The following is a 22,150-nucleotide window of genomic DNA, read 5'->3' on the forward strand; positions in this document are numbered from 1 at the left end:
ATGTGGGATGCAGCCGTGTCGCCGAGGCGATTTCGAGCCATCCACAGGGACCATATGAAGTCGGCCGATACCTGTCCCCCTTGAGTTACCCCCAGTACAACGGTGAGTTTTCGGGACGGGATCGGTCGGTATGGGCGTACCTGCGCAGGCGACGGGGCTGCGTAATGAGGGGAGACAGCGATGACCACCGAGGGCTTCACCACATGTCTGTGGTTCGACGGACAGGCCGAGGAGGCGGCGGAGTACTACGTCTCGGTCTTCAAGAACTCCCGCCTCGGGGCGATCGGCCGCTACAACGAGGCGGGGCCGGGGCCCGCCGGATCGGTGATGACGGTCGAGTTCGAGCTCAACGGCCAGAAGTTCGTGGGGGTGAACGGCGGCCCGGAGTTCACGTTCGGCGAGGCCATCTCGTTCCAGATCCGCTGCGCGGACCAGGCCGAGGTGGACTACTACTGGGGCACTCTCACGGACGGGGGCGAGGAGGGGCCCTGCGGCTGGCTGAAGGACAGGTACGGACTCTCCTGGCAGGTCGTGCCGGAGGTGCTGCCGGGGATGGTCACCGATCCGGACGGGGCGAAGGCCGCCAGGACCACCAGGGCGATGATGACCATGAAGAAGCTGGACATCGCCGCGCTGCGGAAGGCCCACGACGAGGGCTGAGACGCGCCGAGGACCGGGAAGCGGCGATGCCGGGCAGGGGATCCGTCGGATCGCCTGCCCGGCATCGCCGCTTCCCCGCTCTCACCGCCGCACGTCGCTCCCCGTCCGCCGCGGCCCGAGGAAGGCGCCCGCGAGCAGCGCCCCGGCAAGCACCAGCGCCGAGTTGACCAGGATCGCGACCGAGACCCCCGAGAGAACGCCCTCGGGGCCGGTGTCGCCGAGTGCGGACATCCGGGCGGTGGCGACCGCGCTCATGACCGGGATGCCCATGGTGATGCCGACCTGCTGGGTCATGGTGGCGAGGCCGGTGGCCAGGCCCTGTTCCTCGTCGGGGAGACCGGAGGTCGCGGTGACCATGAAGCCGACGATCACCAGCATGTTGCCGATGCCGCCGACGAAGGTGGCCACCAGCAGAAGCGTGATCCAGCCCCCCGACGTCCCGAGCGCCACCAGGGCGAGGGTGGCGACGGCCTGGACGGCTCCGCCGGTGACGATGGTCCTGCGGTTCCCGAACCGGCCGACGGCGCGGCCGCCGAGGGTGCCGCCGATCACGGTGCCGATGCCCAGGACGCCGAAGGCGAGACCGGTGGCGAGCGGTGAGTACCCGAGGACCTCCTGGAGGTAGAGGGTGAGCAGGAAGACCAGCGAGGTCTCGGTGACGAAGGCGATGAGACCGGCGGTGTTGCCCCAGATGACGCTGCGCCGCTTCAGGATGTGTACGGGGACCAGCGGTGCCGCGGCCTTCTTCTCGACGGCACGGAAGGCGACGAGGAGCGCGAGCCCGGCGAGGAGTGCGGCCAGGGTGGTGGGCCGGGTCCAGCCGGACTCGCCGGCCTGCGTCAGCCCGTAGACGAGCAGGAGCAGACCGCCGGTGACGGTCACGGCGCCGGGGACGTCGAGCCGGGGGCGCGCGGCGGGCCGGGAGTCGGTGATGACGGCCGGGGCGAGGGCGACCACCAGGGCGGCCACCGGCACGTTGATGAAGAACGCCCAGCGCCAGGAGAGCAGATCGGTGAGCAGGCCGCCGAGGACGGCCCCGGCGGTGAATCCGGCGGACATCAGCGCCCCGTTGAGCCCCAGGGCACGTTCGCGCAGCGGGCCCTCCTTGAAGGCGGTGGTCAGCAGCGCGAGCCCGGCCGGGGTGACGGCCGCCGTGGCGAGCCCCTGCAACACCCTTGCCACGAGCAGCACTTCGGGCGAGGTGGCGAGTCCGCCGAGGGCGGAGGAGAGACCGAGGACGACCATGCCGGCGAGGAACAGCCGCTTGCGGCCGACGAGGTCGGCGACACGGCCGAACAGCAGTGTGAAGCCTGCGGCGGCGAGCGCGAACGCGGTGGCGATCCACTGGAGACGGGAGAGGGGGAAGCCGAGCCCCTCGCCGACGACCGGCAGTGCCACGTTCAGGATCGAGAAGTCCACGGCGATCATGAACTGGGCGCCGAGGAGGAGTACGAGGACGAGCTTCTGTCGTCCGGTCATACGGGTTCTCGACGAGGCGGCGGAAGGGGTGAGGGGAGGCACGGCGGCGGTCGCGCCGGACGGGACCTGGCTGGGTGCGGACATGATGGGACTCCTCGACGGAGCGGAGACGGGGACGGAGGTTTTAACGGGACCAGAGTTCCGTTAAGATGGAAGTCACCGTAGCAGAGGAAGAGTTATTAATGGAACTGGAGACCCGTTATGGCTTCTGAGGGTGTGGAGCCCGGCAGCGTCCGGCCCGGTGGCCGTACCGCCCGGGTCCGGGAATCGGTCCTGCGGGCGGCGGGCGACGCCCTGGCCGAGCACGGCTTCGACCGGCTGGATCTCGCCGATGTCGCGCGCCGCGCGGAGGTCGGAAAGACGACCGTCTACCGGCGCTGGTCCACTCCCACCGGCCTGATCGCGGACCTGCTCGACGACATGGCCGAGCAGTCCTCGCCCCGCACGGCCACGGGTTCGCTGGCCGAGGACCTCAGGGCCAACGCCCGGCTGGTGGCCACGACCCTCGCCGACCCGCGGCAGGGGGCGCTCTTCAGGTCCGTGATCGCCGCCGCCACCTGCGACCCGCGCACCGCCGAGGCGCTGCACCGGTTCTACGCGATCCGGATCAAGGAGTGGTCCGGCTGTGTCACCGAGGCCGTGGAGCGCGGGGAGCTGCCCGCGGGCACGGACGCGGACGAGGTGATCCGCGCCGTGTCGGCGCCGCTCTACTACCGGCTGCTGGCCAGCGGCGACCCGCTCGACGAGGCGGCGGCGGACCGGGCCGCCGGGGCGGCCGAGGCGGCGGCCCGGGCGGGCGCGTACGTGAGCTGAGGACCGGTGCCACCCGTCCCCGTGGCGGCGATTCGCGCCCGTCAGCCCGCCGGACTGGCGCGCAGCCGCACCGCCCACGGGTGCCCCGCGTCCTGGGCCAGGGAGATGGCCCCGGTCAGCCAGACGCGCTGGTCCGCGTCGAGGACCGGCAGCGCCATCGCGAAGTCCTGCTCGTCCTTGGGGCGCGGGGACCCTGCCTTGTACAGGAGCTGCACCTCGGGGCGGAGATACGGGACGCCGCCCTCGGAGACCCGGCCGAGCCGGCCGACCGGCAGCCGGATGCGGGGGTCGCGGCGGAACAGCCAGTCGGCGCCCTCCGTGTCGTCGAGCATGAGCTGGATGCGCCAGGGCTCGTCGGGCCCCGGGCGGCACCAGATGTCATGCACGTGCGGCGGCAGGATCTCGCCGGGCAGCCAGGGGCGCAGGGTGCCGGGCGGGTCCGCGGCCCACCACTCCCAGCCCGCCAGGAGCCGCTGGGCGGCGACCTGGTCGCGGCGGAGCAGCAGTACGTCGATGTCGGCGTGGTCCCGGAAGGCATGGCCCACGGCGAATTCGACCGCGTATCCCCCGGCGATCCACCAGGGGACACGCAACGGTGCGAAGAGGCGTGCGGCCTCGTCCGGCGGGGGCGGATCCCAAGGGCCCCACGGGGTCTCCGTACGCATGGCCGCAGGCCTCTTCCCCTCTCCGGCGCCGCCCGACGCGGGGTCGGCCGGTCCGGCTTCGTCCGACGCCGGGTCAGTCCGTCTTCAGCAGGTGCCGGTAGCTGTCCGGATGCTCCCGCAGGAACGTGGCCAGGCTCGTCGCCGGATGCCCGGTGAGGTCCGGCACCGCCTCCGAGACCGTGGCCATCTCACCGGCGGCGATGGCCTCGTACGAGGTCACCCAGCCGGCCACCTCCCAGTCCTCGGCGCCGTACTGCGCCCGGGAGGCGTAGGCCTCCTCCCGGGTCTCCGGCAGGTAGGTGACGGTCCGGCCGGTGACCCTGGTGAGCTCCTCGGCCGCCTCTGCGAGGGTGAACGCCGCCGGGCCCGTGAGGTCGTAGGTGATCCCGTCGTGGCGGGTGTCGTCGCTCTCGGCGTCGGCCAGCAGGACCGCGACCGCGGCGTCGGCGATGTCGTCGTGCGCCACCGCCGCGACCCGGCCGTCCCCGGCCGGTCCGCGCAGCACCCCGTCGGCGCCGGTCATGGCCGGGATCCCGGCGAGGTACAGGCTGTCGCGCAGGAAGGTGTGGCGGATGTCGGCGGCCCGGATGTGCGCCTCGGTGTGCCAGTGGTCGCGGGCGAAGGTGAACGTGGCGTCCGGCGCCGCGCCCAGGAAGGAGACGTACACGATGCGCTCGACGCCCACGGCGACCGCCGCGTCCACGGCCGTCGTGTGCTCGCGCACCCGGTACGGGCTCTCGTGCGCCGAGACGAGGAACAGTGTGTGCGCCCCGGCCAGGGCACGGCGCATCGCCTCGCCGTCGCCGTACCGGGCGGGCGGCGCGGCCACGGCGCCGGGGAGTTCGGGCAGCCGGGAGGGGTCGCGCCCGAGGAGCCGCACGGGCACGCCGGCCCGCGCCAGGCGCCGTGCGACCCGGCCGCCGACGGCTCCGCCCGCGCCGGTGACGGCGACGATGGGGGCGTCCGGGCTCTCCGGGCCGGTGGGGGGTGGGTTGTTCATGCGGGGTCGCCCTCCTTTCGCGGCCAGGGGCGCACCTCCACGACCGCGTCCACCGGGACGGGGCCGTAGATGTGCGGGAACTCCTCGCCACCGGGCGCGACGGACTCGTACCGTACGGGCACCGGGAGCCGGTCGGGATCGATGACCAGGACCACGAGCTCCTGGTCTCCGGTCCCGGCCCCGCTCCCGGCGCCGTACAGCATCTCGGCCACGCCGGGGAGCTGGTGCGGCAGCGAGCAGTGGATGAAGCCCTCTTCGTGCAGGGTGCGGCCGCGGGTGGACATCTCGTACGTCCCGATCCCGCGGGCCGCCTCCCACAGGGGCCCTTCGGTGAGGTGCAGCAGCAGTTCGGCCATGGGCCAAAACTAGCCGCGTCGACGCGCCCTCCGGGCCATCAGCGTGGCCGCCGATCCGGCCGCGAGCAGAGCGGCGGCGATTCCGCCGAGAATCCATTCACCGCCGCGCACGCCCGTGTGCGGGAGCTCGCCCCCGGGGTGGGGCTCGTGCGGCCGGTCCGGCCCGTCGGGCTTGTGCGGCCGGTCCGGCCCGTCGGGCTTGTGCGGCCAGCCGGGCCCGTCGGGCTTGTGCGGCCAGGTGTGGGACGGGGTCGGCTTCGGGCCCGGGGTGTGGGTGGGCGTCGGCGTGGGGGTGTCCGTCGGGGTCGGCGTGGGCGTGTCCGTCGGCGTCGGGGTGGGCGTGTCCGTCGGGGTCGGCGTCGGCGTCGGCGTCGGCGTCGGCGTCGGGGTGGGAGTCGGCTCCTCGCCGCATCCCGGCAGATCGCCGTCGAAGGGGTAGGCGTGCAGCTCCTGGCCGCCCGACTCGCCTGCCGAGGTGTGGGTCAGCGAACCGGCGGTGTAGAAACGGCCGTTGGTGCCGCTCATGTCCAGGATGGCGGTACTGGACTGCTGGCCGATCAGCACGCTGCCCTGGAACTGCCCGGTGCCGTGCAGACCGACCTCGGTGGCGTCCGGGAAGTTCCACAGCAGGCGCTCGCGGAGCCCGGCCTGCGGCAGCGAGCCCATCAGCGTGCTGATGTTGCGGCTGCTCCCGTAGACGTTGACGAGCACCGTCGCGCCGTCCGGAATCGCGGCGAACGTGGTGCCCTGCTGGCCGCCCTGGGCCGAGACCAGATCGGCGTCCACGGCGAACACCTGGAGGGGCGAGGTGCCGTCGCCGGTGAAGACCGTCTCGAAACCGGAGTTGACCACGGTGCCGGTGGCGGGGCGGCGGCGATCCTGGTTGTCGTCGTACGCATAGCAGTGGCTGGCCGCGGTCAGTTCGTCGCGCAGGTCCACGTACGGGGCCGTGGCGTCCGCTTCGTGGACCGGGGCCGGGATCACCGTTCCGCTGACGGTCCGGGCGTACCTGACCACACCGTGGTTCGTTCCCTCCTCGGCGAGCAGCCGCTGCCCGGTCGCGACGGACAGAGGCCCGCCCACGGTCAGGTTGTCGGAGTCGTTGGGGGGCGGCACCCGGGAGCCCACGCCGGCCACGCCGACGTTGTAGACCTGCGAGGCACCCTCGCGCTTGTTCATGTCGAACTGCCCGAGGGTGACGATCTTCCCTTCGGCCTCGGCGGCGGCCTCCCGGACCAGGAAGTCGCCGCCGACGAAGATGTTGATGTTGCGGTCGTGGTGGGTGACGGGCCCGTTGTTCGGATCGAGCCAGGTCGTCGGGCAGTCGCGGCCCAGACACGGACCGAGCCCGCCGGGCAGCGGGTCGGCGAGAGCGATGGACGCCATCGTGCCAACCATTGCCGCGGCCGCCGCCATGGCCACCGCCGCCCGGATACCGTTGCCGCGCGCACGCGCATGTGTTGCCATACAGGGCAATATGGAGCTTTTACTACAAATGACAGGAGTGCCACGCCAGGACCAACCCCGATGGCCCCCGATACCCGGGACCGCGCCCGGGGTTGCACCCGCACGGCGCGGTCACGGTCCCGGGAGGGCGGCGCGTCACAGTCCTGGCGGTGCGTCAGGCTCCTTCCGCCAGCAGTCCGGCCTCCACGTCCGGGTCCAGGCCGACCGCGGGCCGGTCCGGTCGCTGCGGCGCCACCCCGCCCAGCTCCTCCAGCCACTTCCAGGTGTCGGCGACCGTCTCCTCGACCGGGCGGCAACGCAGGCCGGTCGCGTACGCCTTGCTGACGTCCCCGCAGTGCAGGGTGTCGTACAGCTCGCCCGGCGGCAGCCATACCGGCAGATCGGTCCATGGCTCCACACCGGCCGCGAGGATCCTCTCGGTGGGCGTCCAGCGCAGTTCCGCGTCGGAGCCGGTGACCCGTGCACAGGCCTCCAGCAGTTGCCCCATGGTGGCGTGCCCCGGCCGGCTGACCAGGTTGTACGGCCCGTGCAGACCGCTGCCGGCCGCGTCCAGCAACCAGTTCGCGAGGTCGCGGGCGTCGATGTACTGAAGCCCCAGATCCGGTGTGCCCGGGGCCAGTACGGGTCCGCCGCGGGCCATCCGCCCCAGCCACCAGGGCAGTCGGCCGATGTTCTCCCAGGGCCCCAGGATCAGTCCCGCGCGGGCGAGCAGGGCCCGGTCCCCGAAGGCGTCGAGCGCGGCCAGTTCACCGCCGCGCTTGGCCAGCGGGTACGAGACGTCCCCGCCCGCGTCGGGCGAGGCACCGGCCACCAGCGGACCGTCCTCCGACAGGCCGGCCGGGGTCGGGTAGTCGTACACGGAGCGGCTGGAGACGTACGCGTACCGGGTGGCCCGGTCCGCCAGCAGACGGGCCGCGTCCCGTACGGCCGAGGGGGCGCCGCTCCAGGTGTCCACCACCAGGTCCCAGGTGTACCCGGCGCCGGAACCCTCGCCGTCGCCCGCCAGGGCGGCCAGGCCGTCCTCGGTGGTGCGGTCGCCGAGGAGCTCCGCCACTCCGGGCGGGGGCGCGTGCCGGCCGCGGTGGAACACCGTGACCTCCCAGCCCCGCGCCAGCGCCGCCTCGGTGACGGCGCGCCCCACGAATTCCGTACCGCCCAGCATCAGAAGCCTCATGTGCCCGACTCTGCCCGCCGGACGGCCCACTGGGAACCGGTCCTCGCTCTCGGCGGAATCGGGAAGCGGTTCGTCACGGCGTGCGGGCGGGCGGGCCGCGTTCGTCACGGCGTGCGGGCGAGTGGGCTTCGGTTGCGCAGCAGCCACTGGTGGTAGCCGGCAGCGCGCCGGGCCGCCTCACGGTAGGCCGCCTCCAGTTCCCCGTACACCGCACCCATGTCGGCGCCCGGCCGGGACACCAGCAGCAGCCGTACGGCGAGGGGGTCGTCGCGCAGTGGGCGGATGGCCATGTCGTCGCGCGGTCCGGAGGTGGGCTGGCAGGGGGCGACCGCCTCGCCGAGCACGACGAGGGAGGCGGCGGTGAGGTAGTCGCCGTGCAGGACGGTCGGCGCGAGCCCGGCCTCGCCGAACACCCGGCGCAGCCCGTCCCATTCACCGTCCACCGTGGGGTCGACCATCCACCGGTCGCCGGCCAGATCGACGAGGTCGACCACGGGCCGGGCGGCGGCGGGATGGTCCCTGGCCATGGAGATGAACTGCGGTTCGCGGTCCAGGAGTACGCGCTGTTCCAGGCCGTCGGGGACGGCCAGCGGGCAGCCCTCGACCTCGTGGACGAAGGCGACGTCGAGCCCGCCCGTCGCGATGTCGCGCAGCAGTGCGCGGGCCGATACGTCGACCCGCAGCGAGATGTCCGTGTCGGGCAGCCGGAGCCGCAGCCTGCGCAGCCAGCCGCCGATGACGCGGCTCGCGGTGCAGCCGATGCGCAGCCGCGGCCCGGAGGCCCGGACCGCGTCGGCCTCCGCCTTCGCGTCGCTGACCAGGGCGGTCATCCCGTCGACCAGGGGGCGGGCTCGGCTGAGGACGGCGCGGCCCAGCAACGTCGGGCGGCAGCCGGTCCGTTCGCGGCTGAACAGTTCGGCGCCCAGGGTGTTCTCGATCCGGCGCAGCTGGGTGGTCAGGGAGGGCTGGCTCACGCCCAGTCTGCGGGCGGCTTGGTGCAGGCTGCCCGTGTCCGCGATGGCGCACAGCGCCCTGAGGTGTCTCACCTCAAGCTCCATACGGTCGAGCGTAGGGCGGCGGGCGACGGTCGCACCAGACTCCCCAATCGCATCAAAGTCCTTTAATTCACCTTTAGTTGGGGGACGCTTCGACGGCAGTACCCGGGGTGGCAGGAGTCCGGTGACAGAGCGGCGACAGGACGGCGATAGGGCGGTGTTATCGCCGGTTGACATCATCCGCACGGGCTCCCGCTCCCCGACACTCTCTGCGTACCGCACCCGTCCGGGTCCGATCATCGGACGGGTTCATCGGACCGGTAACCGGTAGGAGACCCCCCATGAGACACCCCAGGACCGTCATGTCGGCCGTGGTCGGCCTCGGCTTCGGCCTCGCGGCCGTGCTCGGCACCGCCCCCGCCATCGCCGCCTCCTCGGCCCCCGCCGCCGCACCCGTCGACACCGCTTCGCAGGCCCGCGCGGGCTACACCGCCTACGCCGGGTCGCACGAGAACGCCGCCGCGAACAAGGCGTTCTTCGAGGCGGTCGCCAAGTCCGTGGCGAAGAAGCGGGCGGCGAACCCCGGCGCCCAGTCGGTCACCGTCGTCTACAGCGCGGCCAACGCGCCGAGCTTCCGCAGCTCGATAGCCAACAGCGCGCAGATCTGGAACAGCTCCGTCTCCACCGTCCGGCTGCAGGAAGGCTCGAACGCCGACTTCGCCTACTACGAGGGCAACGACTCCAGGGGCTCGTACGCGAGCACCGACGGTCACGGCAACGGGTACATCTTCCTGGACTACGCGCAGAACCAGCAGTACAACTCGACCCGCGTCACCACGCACGAGACCGGGCACGTGCTCGGCCTTCCGGACCACTACTCCGGTCCGTGCAGCGAACTGATGTCGGGCGGCGGCCCCGGACCGTCCTGTACCAACCCGTACCCCGACGCGAACGAGCGCAGCCGGGTCAACTACCTGTGGCAGTACGGCTTCGCGGCCGGACTCGCGCGCAGCGCCTCCTGACCCCGTACGGTCCGGACGCACCGCACAGCACCACGCCCCACCTCACCGCACAGCACCGCGCCACACCGGCCCGAAGCGGCCACCTCGTAGGACGGGGTGGCCGCTTCGGGCCGGTCTGCGCCCCCTCGCCTCAGGCGTGTTCCAGCGGGAACGCGCCCCGGTGTCCGGTGCCCGCGCCGGTGTCCGGGCGGGGCTCGTACTCGCGGCAGCTCCAGATCTCCTGGACGAATCCGGTGCGCCGGTCCCACAGGTCCCGGAGATCGCCCTCACCGGCCGCCTCGCGGTAGGCGTCCTTGGCGCCCCGGAAGCAGGCGAGGCCGCCGGACAGTCCGCGCACCGCGGCCGGGGCCGGGAAGTAGTCCGAGAAGGCGCAGGCGATGCAGGTCTGGAGTCGCACCCCGGGCGGCAGCGCGCGCTGGATGGTGGCGAGCGCGGACGCGAAGTCGCTCTCGGCACGATGGGACGCGTAGGCCGCACCACCGAACTGCAATTCGAGGCTCAGGTGCGAATCGGGTCGGCGCAGCGACAACAGGCAGCTGAGCGTTGCCTGGTGGACCGCTCCGTCCCAGATGACCGGGAGCGGCAGGTCCCACTCCAGGACACAGTCGCTCAGCGCACCGTCCACCAGGACGAACCGGTCGTCGGCCGGTGGCGCGCCGGCGGCCGGGGTGAGGCCGTCGAAGCTCGCGCCCTCGAAGTCGATGCCCCTTGTCCGGAGGCGTAGTTGCTGTCCGTCGGTGGTGAGGACGACGGCGTCGGAACCCTGTCGGTCCCGGTACCACCCCGCCCATGACTCATCTGTCATGGGCACGGACTGTAGCCCGTGCCCATGACAGTCGCCCGATCGCCCTCCGTTTCACGTCACGGGCCTTGTGACCTCGGCGCCTTGTTCCGTTCTCCCCGGTTCCGCTCTCCTCCGTTCCGGGCTCCTGTGTTCCGGGCCCCAGCGCCCGGGCTCCTCGGGTCCGGCCTCTTCGATTCCGTTCTCCTCGGGTCCGGTCTCCTTCGTTCGCGCGTTCATCGCCCCCGGTCGCGGTGGTTCGCGGTCAGTTCGTCCGGCGGGTGACGAACTCCGCCAGGGCCAGGAGGTCGCCGGCCCGGGCCAGGTCGGGGACCGCCCGGGACAGGTGGTGGAGGGCACGGGCCATCCGGTCCGCCGCGGCGATCTGCGCCCAGTCCCGGCCGCCGGCCCGGTCGACCGCGTCGGCGGCCCGGCTCACCTCGCCCGGGGTGTTCATCGATCCCCGGTAGAGCGTGGCGAGTTCGGCCGCGGCCGGGGTGCCGGAGGTCAGCGCGGCAACGACGGGCAGCGACTTCTTGTGGGCGACGAGATCCGCCCCGACCGGCTTCCCGGTCCGCGCCGGGTCCCCCCAGATGCCGATCAGGTCGTCGATGAGCTGGAAGGCGAGGCCCGCCTCCCGGCCGAAGCCGTCCATCCCGCGGACCGCCCGCTCCTCAGCGCCCGCGTACAGCGCCCCCAGTGCGCACGCACAGCCGAGCAGGGCCCCGGTCTTGGCGGTGGCCATGGTCAGGCACTCGTCCAGCGTGACCTCGTCGGGGCCCCGGTCCTCGAAGGCGCAGTCGGCCTGCTGGCCCGCGCACAGCTCGATGACACAGGTCGAGAGCCGCGCCGAGGCACGGGCCGAGGCCGGGTCCGGGTCCTCGGCCAGCAGCCGCTGGGCGAGGGCGAGCATGGCGTCGCCCGCGATCACGGCGTCGGGGATGCCGAAGACCGCCCAGGCCGTGGGCCGGTGGCGGCGGGTCCGGTCCTCGTCGATGACGTCGTCGTGCAGCAGCGTGAAGTTGTGCGCCAGCTCCACGGCGACGGCCGCCCGTACCGCCCGTTCCGGATCGCCGCCCAGCGCGCGGGCGGCGGCGAGGACCAGGGCGGGCCGGATCGCCTTACCGGCCGGCCCCGAGGACGGGGTGCCGTCGGCCTCCTGCCAGCCGAAGTGGTACATCGCGACGCGGCGGATCGATCCGGGTAAGGATTCGACGGCGGCGCGCAGTCGGGGATCGACCAGGGCCCGGGTCTCCTTCAGGAGAGCCCCGGCCTCCTGGCCCTGCGCCACGAGGGTGGCCGGGTCACCGGGGCCCTGCGCCACCGGGGTGGCCGGGGCGTCGTCGCCCGGGGCCCGGGGTGTGGGTGGTTGGGGTACATGGTGGGTCTTCACTGGGGCGTCCTCCCGAGGCCGCCCCGGGCACCGCTGCCCGGTGGCGGAGGTTGACGGGGCCCGGACATCGTCGTCCGGGCCCCCGCGGGGCTACCGCCAGCGGCTGACCTCGACGTTCTCCAGTACGCCCAGGGCGTCCGGTACGAGGATGGCCGCGGAGTAGTAGGCCGTCACCAGATAGGAGATGATCGCCTGCTCGTCGATCCCCATGAAGCGGACCGAGAGGCTGGGCTCGATCTCGTCGGGGATGCCGGTCTGCTGGAGTCCGATGACGCCCTGCTCGTCCTCACCCGTCCTCATGCAGATGATCGACGTGGTCCGGGCGTCGGTGACCGGGATCTTGTTGCACGGGAGGATCGGCACCCCTCGCCAGGCCGGCACATGCTGTCCGCCGAGGTCGACGCTCTGCGGTACCAGACCGCGCTTGTTGCACTCGCGGCCGAACGCGGCGATGGCCCTCGGGTGGGCGAGGAAGAGCTTCGACCCGCGGCGGCGCGAGAGCAGTTCGTCCATGTCGTCGGGGCTGGGCACGCCGTCGTGCGGCTGGAGGCGCTGCCCGTAGTCGCAGTTGTTGAGCAGCCCGAACTCGCGGTTGTTGATCAGTTCGTGCTCCTGGCGCTCGCGCAGCGCCTCGACCGTGAGCCGCAACTGCTGCTCGGTCTGGTTCATCGGCTGGTTGTAGAGGTCGGCGACCCGGCTGTGGACCTTCAGCACGGTCTGGGCGACGCTCAGTTCGTACTCGCGGGGCGCCGCGTCGTAGTCGACGTACGTGTGCGGGACGACGGCTTCGCCGACGTGGCCGGCGGAGAGGTCGATCGCCGCCTCGCCGTACTTGTTGGTGCGCTGCTGCGGGATGTTGAGCAGTCCGGCGAGATGGTCGCGGAGCGGCTGCGCCCGCTCGGCAAGGTTCAGCACATCGGCCCGGTTCAGCGTCAGCACCGTACAGGCGGTGACGGCGCGGGCGGTGTACTCCCAGACGGCGTCGCCGTCGACCAGGGCCTGGTCCCCGAAGTAGGCCCCGTCGGCATGGACCCCGAGCACCGTCTCGTCCCCGTACGGGCCGGTGCCGATCTTCTCGACCTTGCCGTGCGCCAGCAGATAGACGCTGTCCGCCACGTCCCCCGACGCGGCCAGCACCTGCCCCGCCGCGATCTCGCGCTGCTCGCAACGCCGGGCGAGCTCGCCCAGCACCTCCTCGTCGCCGAAGTCCCGCAGGGCGGGGAGCTCACCGAGCTCGGCGGGGATGACCGCGACCCGGTCACCGGTCTGAACGAAGGTCACCCTGCCGTCCCCGACCGAGTAGCTCAGCCGGCGGTTCACCCGGTAGGTACCACCTTGCACCTGCACCCACGGCAGCATCTTCAGCAGCCACCGCGAGGTGATCTCCTGCATCTGCGGGGCGGACTTGGTGGTCGTCGCGAGGTTCCGCGCCGCTGCCGTCCCCAGGCTCTGCTGCGGCGGCAACGACGCGTTCTGAACCTCTTCACCAACGGACATCTGTCGTCCTCTCGATTCTTCGGCTGACCTGCGCGAAGAAGCCTTTCAGCACGGAGAGCGGTCGCGCCATTACACAAAAGAGTGTGACTAATCGGCTTTGGGCTGGGCACAACGCACAGCGATGTCCGCGAGTCGACTTAAGTTGCATCCCCGATGCAACTTATCTACGGTGGTCGTCATGCGGCTGACGAGATTCACCGACGTGGCACTGCGCGTACTGATGCGCCTCGCCGTCGTGGAGAACGAGGATCCGCCGACCACCCGGGAGGTGGCGGCCACCATGCAGGTGCCGTACACCCACACCGCGAAGGTCGTCGCCAAGCTCCAGCACCTCGGCCTGATCGAGGCGCGGCGGGGCCGCGGCGGCGGGCTCAGCCTCACCGGAGCGGGCCGCTCCGCCTCGATCGGCGGACTCGTCCGGGAGCTGGAGGGGCCCGGCGACGTCGTCGACTGCGAGGGCACCACCCCGTGCCCCCTGCGCTCGGCCTGCCGGCTGCGCGGCGCCCTGCGTCAGGCGGAGGAGGCCTTCTACGCCTCGCTCGATCCGCTCACCATCACCGAACTCGTCGCATCCCCCACCGGACCACTGCTGATCGGCATCAGCAGCGGCCGCCCGGCCCCCGACTGAGCCGCCGCACGCCACACACCGCACACACCGCGCCAGGGTCCTCCGCCGGCCTCGCGCTGCCCAAAAATACGCATCTCATATACCAATTCACAATGAGGAGTCCCGATGCTCTCCGAGACGTCGACCGCCACCGTCCGCGCCACCCTGCCCGCCGTGGGCGCGGCCGTCGGAGACATCGCCGATCTCTTCTACCGCAAGCTCTTCGACGCCCACCCCGAGCTGCTGCGCGATCTCTTCAACCGCGGCAACCAGGCGTCCGGCGCCCAGCGGCAGGCCCTCGCGGGCTCCATCGCCGCCTTCGCGACGCAGCTGATCGAGCACCCGGGCACCCGCCCCGACGTGATGCTCGGCCGGATCGCCCACAAGCACGCCTCGCTCGGCGTCACCCCCGCCCAGTACGACATCGTGCACACCCACCTCTTCGCCGCCATCGCCGAAGTGCTCGGCGACGCGGTCACCCCGGAGGTGGCCGCCGCCTGGGACGAGGTCTACTGGCTGATGGCCGGCGCCCTGATCTCGATCGAGGAGCGGCTGTACGCGCAGCAGGGCGTCGTCGCCGGCGACGTGTGGCGCGAGTGGGAGGTGGTCACCCGGATCGAGGAGACCGCCGATGTCGCCACCTTCCAGCTCCGCCCCGCCGACGGAGCGCCCGCGCCCGCCTTCCGGCCCGGCCAGTACGTCTCCGTACAGGTGGAACTCCCGGACGGGGCCCGCCAGATACGCCAGTACAGCCTCTCCTGCGCCCCCGGCTCCCGGCTCCGCTCGATCACCGTCAAGCGGGTGCGGGGCGGCGGCTCGCCGGACGGCGAGGTCTCCCGCCACCTGCACACCGAGGTGGAGGCCGGTGACGTGCTGCGCGTCTCCGCCCCGTACGGCGATCTCGTGCTCGACTCCGCCGACGCACCGCTCCTGCTCGCCTCCGCGGGCATCGGCTGCACCCCGATGCTCTCGATGCTGGAGCACCTCGCGGCGACCGGTCACCGCGCCCCGGTCACCGTCGTGCACGGCGACCGCTCCCCCGCCACCCACGCGATGCGCACCGACCACGCCCTGCTCACCGGCAAACTCCCCGAATCCGCCGCCCACTTCTGGTACGAGGACCCCGAGCCCGGCCACCCGGCCGACCGCACCGGCCTGGTCGACCTGAGCGGCCTCGCCGTCGCCCCCGGCACCCACGCCTACCTCTGCGGCCCGCTGCCCTTCATGCGTGCCGTACGCACCCAGCTGCTGGCCAAGGGCATCCCGGCGGCCGACATCCACTACGAGGTGTTCGGCCCCGACATGTGGCTGGCACAGGGCTGAATCCGGCCCACTGCTCGCGGATCTGACCGGTTCGGATCGCACACGGTCCGAACAGCCACCGAAGGCACGGCCCGGAGAGCGGCATTCCGGTAAAAGCGGATCAAGGCTGTTCAAGGCTGGTTCCCCCCACGCACGAAGGAGACGGCCATGTCCTCGCCCATGTCCGCGAGCAGGTTCCTGGAAGTCCTGATGAACGAGGGGCTCACCGTCGTCCAGGTCGGCGACTGGCGCACCCACAACCGCAACCACAAGGGCCCCTGGGGCCCGGTCAACGGCGTGATGATCCACCACACCGTCACCAGGGGCACCGAGGCCACCGTGCGCGTCTGCCGCGACGGCCACCCGGATCTGCCCGGCCCGCTGTGCCACGGCGTGATCGCCAAGGACGGCCGGGTCCACCTGGTCGGCTACGGCCGCGCCAACCACGCCGGACTCGGCGACAGCGACGTACTGCGCGCCGTTGTCGCCGAGAAGCGCCTCCCCGGCGACAACGCGGCCGACACCGACGGGAACAGGCACTTCTACGGCTTCGAGTGCGAGAACCTCGGCGACGGCGAGGACCCCTGGCCCGAGGCCCAGCTCGAAGCCGTCGAGAAGGCCGCCGCCGCGATCTGCCGCCACCACGGCTGGAACTCCCGCTCGGTGATCGGGCACAAGGAGTGGCAGCCGGGCAAGGTCGACCCGCGCGGCTTCACGATGGACTCCATGCGGGCCCGCATCCACGACCGGCTCAAATGACCGGTGCCCGCCCGGTACGGCGACAATTGCGGCATGCCCTCCGAAGCCCTCGACCTCTCCCGGCTGCGGCCGGTGCTCCCCTCGCCCCTGCAGCCGGTCGAGGACGAGCGCTTCGCCCGCCACGGCGTCCGGCTGCTGCTCAAGCGGGACGATCTGATCCACCCCGATCTGCCCGGCAACAAATGGCGCAAGCTCTCCCTCAATCTGCGGGCCGCCGCCGGGCGCACCGTGCTGACCTTCGGCGGCGCCTACTCCAACCATCTGCGGGCCACCGCCGCCGCCGGGCGGCTGCTCGGCTTTCCCACCGTCGGGGTGGTACGCGGCGACGAACTGGCCGGCCGGCCGCTGAACCCCTCGCTCGCCCGGTGCGCCGCCGACGGGATGACCCTGCACTTCGTGGACCGTGCGACGTACCGCGCGAAGGGTGATCCGGAGGTTCTGGCGGGGCTGCTGAGCCTCTTCGGGGAGTGCTGTGTCGTCCCGGAGGGCGGCAGCAACGCCCTGGCCGCACAGGGGTGCGCGGAGCTGGGGCGCGAGCTGCGTGGAGCGGCCGACGTCGTCGCGGTGGCCTGCGGCACCGGGGGTACCCTCGCCGGGCTCGCCGCCGGGCTCGCGCCGGGGCAGCGCGCCCTCGGCGTTCCGGTGCTGCGCGGCGGCTTCCTGGGGGACGCGGTGCGCGGACTCCAGGAGGAGGCGTTCGGCGGCCCGGCCGGGGCCTGGTCGCTGGACGAGCGCTTCCACTTCGGCGGCTACGCCCGTACGACCCCGGCACTGCACGCCTTCGCCGACGACTTCGAGCAGCGGCACGGCCTGCCCGTCGAGCGGCTCTACGTGGCCAAGCTGCTGTACGCGCTCACCGAACTGGCCGGGGAGGGCGTGTTCCCTCCGGGAACCGCGCTCGCGGCGGTCGTCACGGGCGGCCCTCAGGCGGCGTCGGACTCCTCCCGGTAGGCCGCCGCCTCCTCCAGGTCGAGCCGCCTGAGCAGCGTCCGCAGCATCTCGTCGTCGATCCGCCGCTCGTCCCGCAGCGTCACGAAGACCTCGCGCTCGGCGCCGATCATCTCCCGGGTCAGCCGCCGGTAGGTGTCGTCCGCCGACTCCCCGGTCACGGGATTGGCCGCGCCCAGCCGCTCCCACACGGCGTTGCGGCGGCGTTCCATGACGGTGCGCAGCCGGTCGACGAGGGGGCCCGGCAGCTGGTTGCGGCGGTCGGCGAGCAGTTCGTCCAGCCGCGCCTCGGCGGCCGCGGAGGCCTCGCTCTGGGCCTGCGCCTCGGCCAGCGTCTCCGCCTTCGCGTCGCGCCCGGGGAGCTTCAGGACCCGCACCAGCAGCGGCAGGGTGAGCCCCTGGACGACCAGGGTGCCGATGACCGTGGTGAACGTCAGGAAGAGCACCAGGTTCCGGGCCGGGAAGGGGCTCCCGTCGGACATGACGAACGGGATGGAGAAGGCGATGGCGAGCGAGACGACACCGCGCATCCCGGCCCAGCCGACGATCAGCGGCCCCGTCCAGTCGGTGTCGGGCTCGCGTTCCCTGATCCGTCTCGACAGCCACCGGGGCAGGTACGTCGCCGGGTAGACCCAGATGAAGCGGACCACGACGACGGCGAGGAAGACGATCACCGCGTACCGGACGGCCTCACCGACCGCGTACTCGCCGAGCCCCTTCAGCACGAAGGGCAGCTGGAGCCCGATCAGCGCGAAGACCGCCGACTCCAGGATGAACGCGACCATCTTCCAGACGGCCGCCTCCTGGAGCCGGGTGGCGAAGTCGACCTGCCAGGACCGGTGGCCCAGGTAGAGCGCCACCACGACCACGGCGAGCACCCCGGAGGCGTGCACGCGTTCGGCCGCCGCGTACGCCACGAAGGGGATCAGCAACGACAGCGTGTTCTGCAGCAGCGATTCCCTGAGATGGGTACGGAGCCAGTGCAGCGGCACCATCAGTGCCAGGCCGACCACCACACCGCCGACGGCGGCCAGGAAGAACTCGCCGATCCCCGCGCCCCAGCTCATGCCCTCGCCCACGGCGGCGGCGATGGCCACCTTGTAGGCGGTGATCGCCGTGGCGTCGTTCACCAGGGACTCCCCCTGCAGGATCGTCGTGACCCGGCCGGGCAGCCCGACCCGGCGCGCGATCGCGGCGGCCGTGACCGCGTCCGGCGGGGCGACGACCGCGCCGAGCACCAGCGCGGCGGTCAGCGGCAGGCCGGGCACCAGGCGGTACGCCAGCCAGCCGACCGCGACGGTCGCGAACAGGACGTAGCCGATCGAGAGCAGCGCGACCGGCCGGAGATTGGCCCGCAGATCGAGGTACGAGCTGTCGACGGCCGCCGTGTAGAGCAGCGGGGGCAACAGCAGCGGCAGCACGACGTGCGCGTCCAGGGTGTAGGTGGGCACCCCGGGCAGGTAGGAGGCGATCAGGCCCACCGTGACGAGCAGCAGCGGGGCCGGCACGGGGGTGCGGCGGGCCGCCCCCGCCACCGCCGCGCTGGCCGCGACCAGTCCCACCAGCGGCAATACGTCCATTCCACGGTCCTCGCATCCGCAATTCACGGGCCACGCATCCGTCGTAACCTGACAATCATGAGTGACTGCTCTCACCTGTCCGTACTGCCGCGCCCCGAACCGGCCCCGCTCAGCGCGACCTGCCCGGGGTGCCTCGCCGCGGGCACCCACCCCGTGCAGCTGCGACTCTGTCTGGTCTGCGGCCATGTCGGCTGCTGCGACTCGTCACCCCTCCAGCACGCCACGGGACACTTCAAGGAGACCGGCCATCCGGTGATGCGGAGCTTCGAACCCGGCGAGAGCTGGCGATGGTGCTTCGAGGACGGTTCGATCGTCTGACGTCTGGGTACGTCAAACCGGCGCCGGTTGTTCGTAATTGACCGCCGCAGACCCCTACCCACTGTGTGTGCTCATGGGCTTACCATGAGTGACAGCCATGGGCTGGGGCTCTGGCGACACGGCATCATGGATCGCGATAGCGTCGCGGACCAGAACCGAAGACGTACCACATGGCTCCGGGGCACCCTTCCCGGATCCTCGAAAGAGTTTGTGCCACCTTGGAGGTGAGGGTGTCCCAGATCGCAGGCGAGCCCGGGAATCAGGACTTCGTAGAGGTCCGGCTGCCCGCTGCGGGTGCCTACCTGTCGGTGCTGCGTACGGCCACGGCCGGTCTCGCAGCGCGCTTGGACTTCACTCTCGACGAGATCGAGGATCTTCGCATCGCGGTCGACGAGGCCTGCGCGATCCTGCTTCAGCAGGCCGTGCCGGGCTCCGTCCTCAGCTGTGTCTTCCGGCTCATCGAGGATTCTCTCGAGGTGACCGTGTCGGCCCCGACGACGGACGGCCGGGCGCCGGAGCGAGACACCTTCGCATGGACGGTGCTCTCCGCACTGGCCGGAAAGGTCGAATCCTCGGTCGCCGACGACCGTACGGTCAGCATCAGCCTCTACAAACAGCGCGGCGCGGGACCCGGGCCGGCGTGAGCAACGGGAACGGGGACGGTCCTGTGCGGGACGAGACGATGCGACCAGGGGTGGTGCGCGCAGCAGGCATCCCGGAGCAGCAGGCCCTGCCCCATCCGGTGGACGGGGCGGACGGGCCTTCGGGCCGTACGGTCGCGGTGGAGCAGTCGCAGGCGGAGCGGGCAGGCCAGATGAGCGAGCACGGGCACCACGATCCACACGACCGCAGCGGGGCGCGGGCGCTGTTCATCGAACTGCGCGCGCTTCCCGACGGGTCGCCCGAGAAGGCGGAGCTGCGCAATCGGCTGGTGCGGATGCATCTGCCGCTCGTGGAGCACCTGGCCCGCCGGTTCCGCAACCGCGGCGAGCCGCTGGACGACCTGACGCAGGTCGCCACCATCGGCCTGATCAAATCGGTGGACCGGTTCGACCCGGACCGCGGCGTCGAGTTCTCGACGTACGCGACCCCCACGGTCGTGGGCGAGATCAAGCGCCACTTCCGTGACAAGGGCTGGGCGGTCCGGGTGCCGCGCCGGCTCCAGGAGCTGCGGCTCTCGCTGACCACGGCCACCGCCGAGCTCTCCCAGCAGCACGGCCGCTCGCCGACGGTCCACGAGCTGGCGGAGCGGCTGGGCATCTCCGAGGAAGAGGTCCTGGAGGGCCTGGAATCGGCCAACGCGTACAGCACGCTCTCGCTGGACGTGCCGGACACGGACGACGAGTCCCCCGCGGTCGCGGACACGCTGGGCTCCGAGGACGAGGCGCTGGAGGGCGTCGAGTACCGGGAGTCGCTCAAGCCGCTGCTGGAGGACCTGCCGCCGCGCGAGAAGCGGATCCTGCTGCTGCGCTTCTTCGGCAACATGACCCAGTCGCAGATCGCGCAGGAGGTCGGCATCTCGCAGATGCACGTCTCGCGGCTGCTGGCCCGCACGCTGGCGCAGCTGCGCGAACGGCTGCTCGTCGAGGAGTAGCGGGCGGGGCCGCGCGGGCGTGGTCCTTCCCGTGCCCGCGGCCGCCCGGTGCCGCCGTTCCGCCCCGCCAGGTCTTCCGGCGGGGCGGTTCAGTTCTCCGGGGTGGTGCCGGTCTCCGGGGCGGTGCCGGGGCGGCGGATGCCGAGCGCCTCGACCGTCGTCGGCCTGACCAGCTGGTAGAGCGCCGTCAGGGTCACCGCGGCGAGGACGATCCCGGCCGGGATCAGCACCCCCTGCGACCTCAGCAGCGTCCACGCCACCGGGAGCGCGATGATCTGCGTGATGAGCGCGGGACCGCGGCTCCAGCTGCGCCGCCGCAGCAGACCACGGGCGGCGGCCAACGGGATCACGGCCAGCGCGATCAGCGTCAGCCCGCCCATCTCCGCCTGCTGCGGGCTCTCGGGACGCCCGAGCAGCCCCATGACCAGCATGTAGATCCCGCCGATGGCGAGCGCCGCCCCTTCCAGGGCGGTGAGTCCGGCAACGAGAGTGATCCTGCTCGGCTTCGCCGGTTCGAGCCTCGGTGCGGGCGACGAGTCGGGCGTGTTCTGCTGAGTACTCACCCTTGCAGGTTGGCATCCCGGCGCCACGAAAGCGAAGCCGGGGTCGGAATCGACCCTGCGCCGTCACTGTGCGTGAAGGTCATGGGGCAGGACTTCAGAGTGATACCGCGCGGTAGGTAGTCTGGCGGTCATGCGCGCACTCCTCGTGGTCAATCCAGCTGCTACCACCACCAGTGCGCGGACCCGTGATGTGCTCATCCATGCGCTGGCCAGCGAGATGAAGCTGGAGGCCGTGACCACCGAATACCGCGGTCACGCCCGGGACCTGGGGCGACGGGCCGCGGACGCCGACGACATCGATCTGGTGGTCGCCCTGGGCGGCGACGGCACGGTCAACGAGGTCGTCAACGGCCTGCTCCACAACGGTCCCGATCTGGACAGCCTGCCGAGCCTCGCGGTGGTTCCCGGCGGCTCCACCAATGTGTTCGCGCGCGCCCTGGGGCTGCCCAACGACGCGGTGGAGGCGACCGGGGCGATCCTGGACGCGCTCGCCAACCGGACCGAACGCACGGTCGGCCTCGGGCTGGCGGCCGGCACCCCCGGCACCGAGGACGAGTCGGTCCCGAAACGCTGGTTCACCTTCTGCGCCGGACTCGGGTTCGACGCGGGCGTGGTCGGCCGCGTCGAACAGCAGCGCGAACGAGGCAAGCGTTCGACGCACGCGCTGTACGTGCGCCAGGTGGTCCGGCAGTTCATCGACGAGCCGCACCGCAGAAAGGGCGTGATGACCCTGGAGACCCCGGGGCAGGAGCCGGTCACCGATCTGGCGCTGTCCATAATCTCCAACACCGCCCCCTGGTCCTACCTGGGCAATCGCCCGCTGTATGCGTCCCCGAAGGCCACCTTCGACACCGGACTGGACGTGCTCGGGCTGAAGCGGCTCTCCACTCCGGCGGTCGCCCGGTACGGCACCCAGCTGCTCACTTCGAGCCCGGAGAAGGGCCCGTCCGGAAAGCACGCTGTTTCACTTCATGACCTCACGGACTTCACCTTGCATTCAAAGGTTCCACTGCCCTTCCAGATGGACGGCGACCACCTGGGAGTGCGCACAAGTGTGACGTTCACAGGCGTACGCCGTGCACTGCGTGTGATTGTGTGAGTAGAAGAGACCAAAGTCCTTTAACTCGAACGTTTGGGCTGGACTCCACCCCATAGAAGTACGGCTGTGACCTAGTCG

The 22,150-nt window shown here is 71.8% G+C and carries 23 protein-coding genes; 11 read left to right on the forward strand and 12 right to left on the reverse strand.

The genetic code is table 11. From position 1 onward, the window contains the following. Window positions 1–180 precede the first annotated feature (180 nt). Window positions 181–660: a VOC family protein gene (locus OG842_RS13065; protein WP_266729772.1), complete on the forward strand. Its 480-nt coding sequence runs from the start codon at window positions 181–183 to the stop codon at window positions 658–660. A gap of 81 nt (window positions 661–741) precedes the next feature. Here the strand turns inward: OG842_RS13065 and OG842_RS13070 are convergent, their stop codons facing one another. After that, window positions 742–2,223 carry an MFS transporter gene (locus OG842_RS13070; protein ID WP_266729773.1) on the reverse strand — a complete coding sequence of 494 codons (1,482 nt, stop codon included), beginning with the start codon at window positions 2,221–2,223 and terminating at the stop codon, window positions 742–744. Between the two features lie 117 nt (window positions 2,224–2,340). Here OG842_RS13070 and OG842_RS13075 point away from each other — a divergent pair, with 117 nt between their 5' ends. After that, window positions 2,341–2,952: a TetR/AcrR family transcriptional regulator gene (locus tag OG842_RS13075; RefSeq protein ID WP_266729774.1), complete on the forward strand. Its 612-nt coding sequence runs from the start codon at window positions 2,341–2,343 to the stop codon at window positions 2,950–2,952. A 41-nt stretch (window positions 2,953–2,993) separates the two neighbouring features. On the opposite strand, the gene OG842_RS13080 is transcribed toward OG842_RS13075, so the two are convergent. The 6 genes from OG842_RS13080 to OG842_RS13105 all read right to left on the reverse strand — a co-directional run bounded on the left by OG842_RS13080 (window position 2,994) and on the right by OG842_RS13105 (window position 8,672). Beyond that, a complete protein-coding gene (locus tag OG842_RS13080; protein WP_266729775.1) occupies window positions 2,994–3,617 on the reverse strand; it encodes a nucleotidyltransferase domain-containing protein in 624 nt (207 codons plus the stop codon). A 73-nt stretch (window positions 3,618–3,690) separates the two neighbouring features. Then, on the reverse strand, window positions 3,691–4,617 hold the full coding sequence (locus OG842_RS13085; protein ID WP_266729776.1) for an NAD(P)H-binding protein: 927 nt from the start codon (window positions 4,615–4,617) through the stop codon (window positions 3,691–3,693). After that, the gene (locus OG842_RS13090; protein WP_266729777.1) at window positions 4,614–4,973 is read right to left on the reverse strand and encodes a DUF952 domain-containing protein; all 360 of its coding nucleotides are present in this window, start codon (window positions 4,971–4,973) and stop codon (window positions 4,614–4,616) included. Before OG842_RS13090 ends, OG842_RS13085 begins: the two co-directional genes overlap by 4 nt. 9 nt (window positions 4,974–4,982) lie before the next feature. Then, entirely contained in the window at window positions 4,983–6,440 is a 1,458-nt protein-coding gene (locus OG842_RS13095; RefSeq protein WP_323185732.1) for a choice-of-anchor A family protein, read from the reverse strand. A gap of 154 nt (window positions 6,441–6,594) precedes the next feature. Further along, window positions 6,595–7,602, reverse strand: coding sequence for an NAD-dependent epimerase/dehydratase family protein (locus OG842_RS13100; protein ID WP_266733563.1), 1,008 nt, complete (start codon window positions 7,600–7,602; stop codon window positions 6,595–6,597). 116 nt (window positions 7,603–7,718) lie between these two features. Next, window positions 7,719–8,672, reverse strand: coding sequence for a LysR family transcriptional regulator (locus OG842_RS13105; RefSeq protein ID WP_266729778.1), 954 nt, complete (start codon window positions 8,670–8,672; stop codon window positions 7,719–7,721). A 278-nt stretch (window positions 8,673–8,950) separates the two neighbouring features. On the opposite strand from OG842_RS13105, the gene snpA reads away from it, so the two are divergent. Beyond that, window positions 8,951–9,631: a snapalysin gene (gene snpA / locus OG842_RS13110; RefSeq protein WP_266729779.1), complete on the forward strand. Its 681-nt coding sequence runs from the start codon at window positions 8,951–8,953 to the stop codon at window positions 9,629–9,631. 130 nt (window positions 9,632–9,761) lie between these two features. On the opposite strand, the gene OG842_RS13115 is transcribed toward snpA, so the two are convergent. The 3 genes from OG842_RS13115 to OG842_RS13125 all read right to left on the reverse strand — a co-directional run bounded on the left by OG842_RS13115 (window position 9,762) and on the right by OG842_RS13125 (window position 13,302). After that, window positions 9,762–10,436: a DUF6304 family protein gene (locus OG842_RS13115; RefSeq protein ID WP_266729780.1), complete on the reverse strand. Its 675-nt coding sequence runs from the start codon at window positions 10,434–10,436 to the stop codon at window positions 9,762–9,764. 241 nt (window positions 10,437–10,677) lie between these two features. After that, on the reverse strand, window positions 10,678–11,736 hold the full coding sequence (locus OG842_RS13120) for a family 2 encapsulin nanocompartment cargo protein polyprenyl transferase (RefSeq protein WP_401876371.1): 1,059 nt from the start codon (window positions 11,734–11,736) through the stop codon (window positions 10,678–10,680). 159 nt (window positions 11,737–11,895) lie between these two features. Then, window positions 11,896–13,302 (reverse strand): family 2B encapsulin nanocompartment shell protein, encoded by a 1,407-nt coding sequence (locus OG842_RS13125; RefSeq protein WP_266729781.1) that lies wholly within the window; start codon window positions 13,300–13,302, stop codon window positions 11,896–11,898. Between the two features lie 178 nt (window positions 13,303–13,480). Between OG842_RS13125 and OG842_RS13130 the strand changes: the two genes are divergently transcribed. The 4 genes from OG842_RS13130 (at window position 13,481) to OG842_RS13145 (ending at window position 16,921) form a co-directional block, all read left to right on the forward strand. After that, complete coding sequence (locus OG842_RS13130) at window positions 13,481–13,930, forward strand: RrF2 family transcriptional regulator (RefSeq protein WP_266729782.1); 450 nt, start codon at window positions 13,481–13,483, stop codon at window positions 13,928–13,930. Between the two features lie 105 nt (window positions 13,931–14,035). After that, window positions 14,036–15,232: a globin domain-containing protein gene (locus tag OG842_RS13135; protein WP_266729783.1), complete on the forward strand. Its 1,197-nt coding sequence runs from the start codon at window positions 14,036–14,038 to the stop codon at window positions 15,230–15,232. A gap of 147 nt (window positions 15,233–15,379) precedes the next feature. Beyond that, on the forward strand, window positions 15,380–15,970 hold the full coding sequence (locus OG842_RS13140; protein WP_266729784.1) for an N-acetylmuramoyl-L-alanine amidase: 591 nt from the start codon (window positions 15,380–15,382) through the stop codon (window positions 15,968–15,970). Window positions 15,971–16,003: 33 nt separating this feature from the next. Beyond that, complete coding sequence (locus tag OG842_RS13145; protein WP_266729785.1) at window positions 16,004–16,921, forward strand: 1-aminocyclopropane-1-carboxylate deaminase/D-cysteine desulfhydrase; 918 nt, start codon at window positions 16,004–16,006, stop codon at window positions 16,919–16,921. Here OG842_RS13145 and OG842_RS13150 read toward each other — a convergent pair. Continuing rightward, on the reverse strand, window positions 16,894–18,498 hold the full coding sequence (locus OG842_RS13150) for a Na+/H+ antiporter (RefSeq protein WP_266729786.1): 1,605 nt from the start codon (window positions 18,496–18,498) through the stop codon (window positions 16,894–16,896). The genes OG842_RS13145 and OG842_RS13150 overlap by 28 nt on opposite strands. A 57-nt stretch (window positions 18,499–18,555) precedes the next feature. Here OG842_RS13150 and OG842_RS13155 point away from each other — a divergent pair, with 57 nt between their 5' ends. The 3 genes from OG842_RS13155 to OG842_RS13165 all read left to right on the forward strand — a co-directional run bounded on the left by OG842_RS13155 (window position 18,556) and on the right by OG842_RS13165 (window position 20,410). Next, a complete protein-coding gene (locus OG842_RS13155; protein ID WP_266729787.1) occupies window positions 18,556–18,816 on the forward strand; it encodes a UBP-type zinc finger domain-containing protein in 261 nt (86 codons plus the stop codon). A gap of 230 nt (window positions 18,817–19,046) precedes the next feature. Beyond that, complete coding sequence (locus tag OG842_RS13160; RefSeq protein WP_093899579.1) at window positions 19,047–19,460, forward strand: anti-sigma regulatory factor; 414 nt, start codon at window positions 19,047–19,049, stop codon at window positions 19,458–19,460. Continuing rightward, on the forward strand, window positions 19,457–20,410 hold the full coding sequence (locus OG842_RS13165) for an RNA polymerase sigma factor SigF (protein WP_382934735.1): 954 nt from the start codon (window positions 19,457–19,459) through the stop codon (window positions 20,408–20,410). Before OG842_RS13160 ends, OG842_RS13165 begins: the two co-directional genes overlap by 4 nt. 89 nt (window positions 20,411–20,499) lie before the next feature. On the opposite strand, the gene OG842_RS13170 is transcribed toward OG842_RS13165, so the two are convergent. Continuing rightward, on the reverse strand, window positions 20,500–20,973 hold the full coding sequence (locus tag OG842_RS13170) for a hypothetical protein (protein ID WP_266729788.1): 474 nt from the start codon (window positions 20,971–20,973) through the stop codon (window positions 20,500–20,502). A gap of 130 nt (window positions 20,974–21,103) precedes the next feature. On the opposite strand from OG842_RS13170, the gene OG842_RS13175 reads away from it, so the two are divergent. Then, on the forward strand, window positions 21,104–22,072 hold the full coding sequence (locus tag OG842_RS13175; RefSeq protein WP_266729789.1) for a diacylglycerol/lipid kinase family protein: 969 nt from the start codon (window positions 21,104–21,106) through the stop codon (window positions 22,070–22,072). Window positions 22,073–22,150: the final 78 nt, after the last annotated feature.

It is taken from the genome of Streptomyces sp. NBC_00376, from assembly GCF_036077095.1.
Taxonomy (GTDB): Bacteria; Actinomycetota; Actinomycetes; order Streptomycetales; family Streptomycetaceae; genus Streptomyces.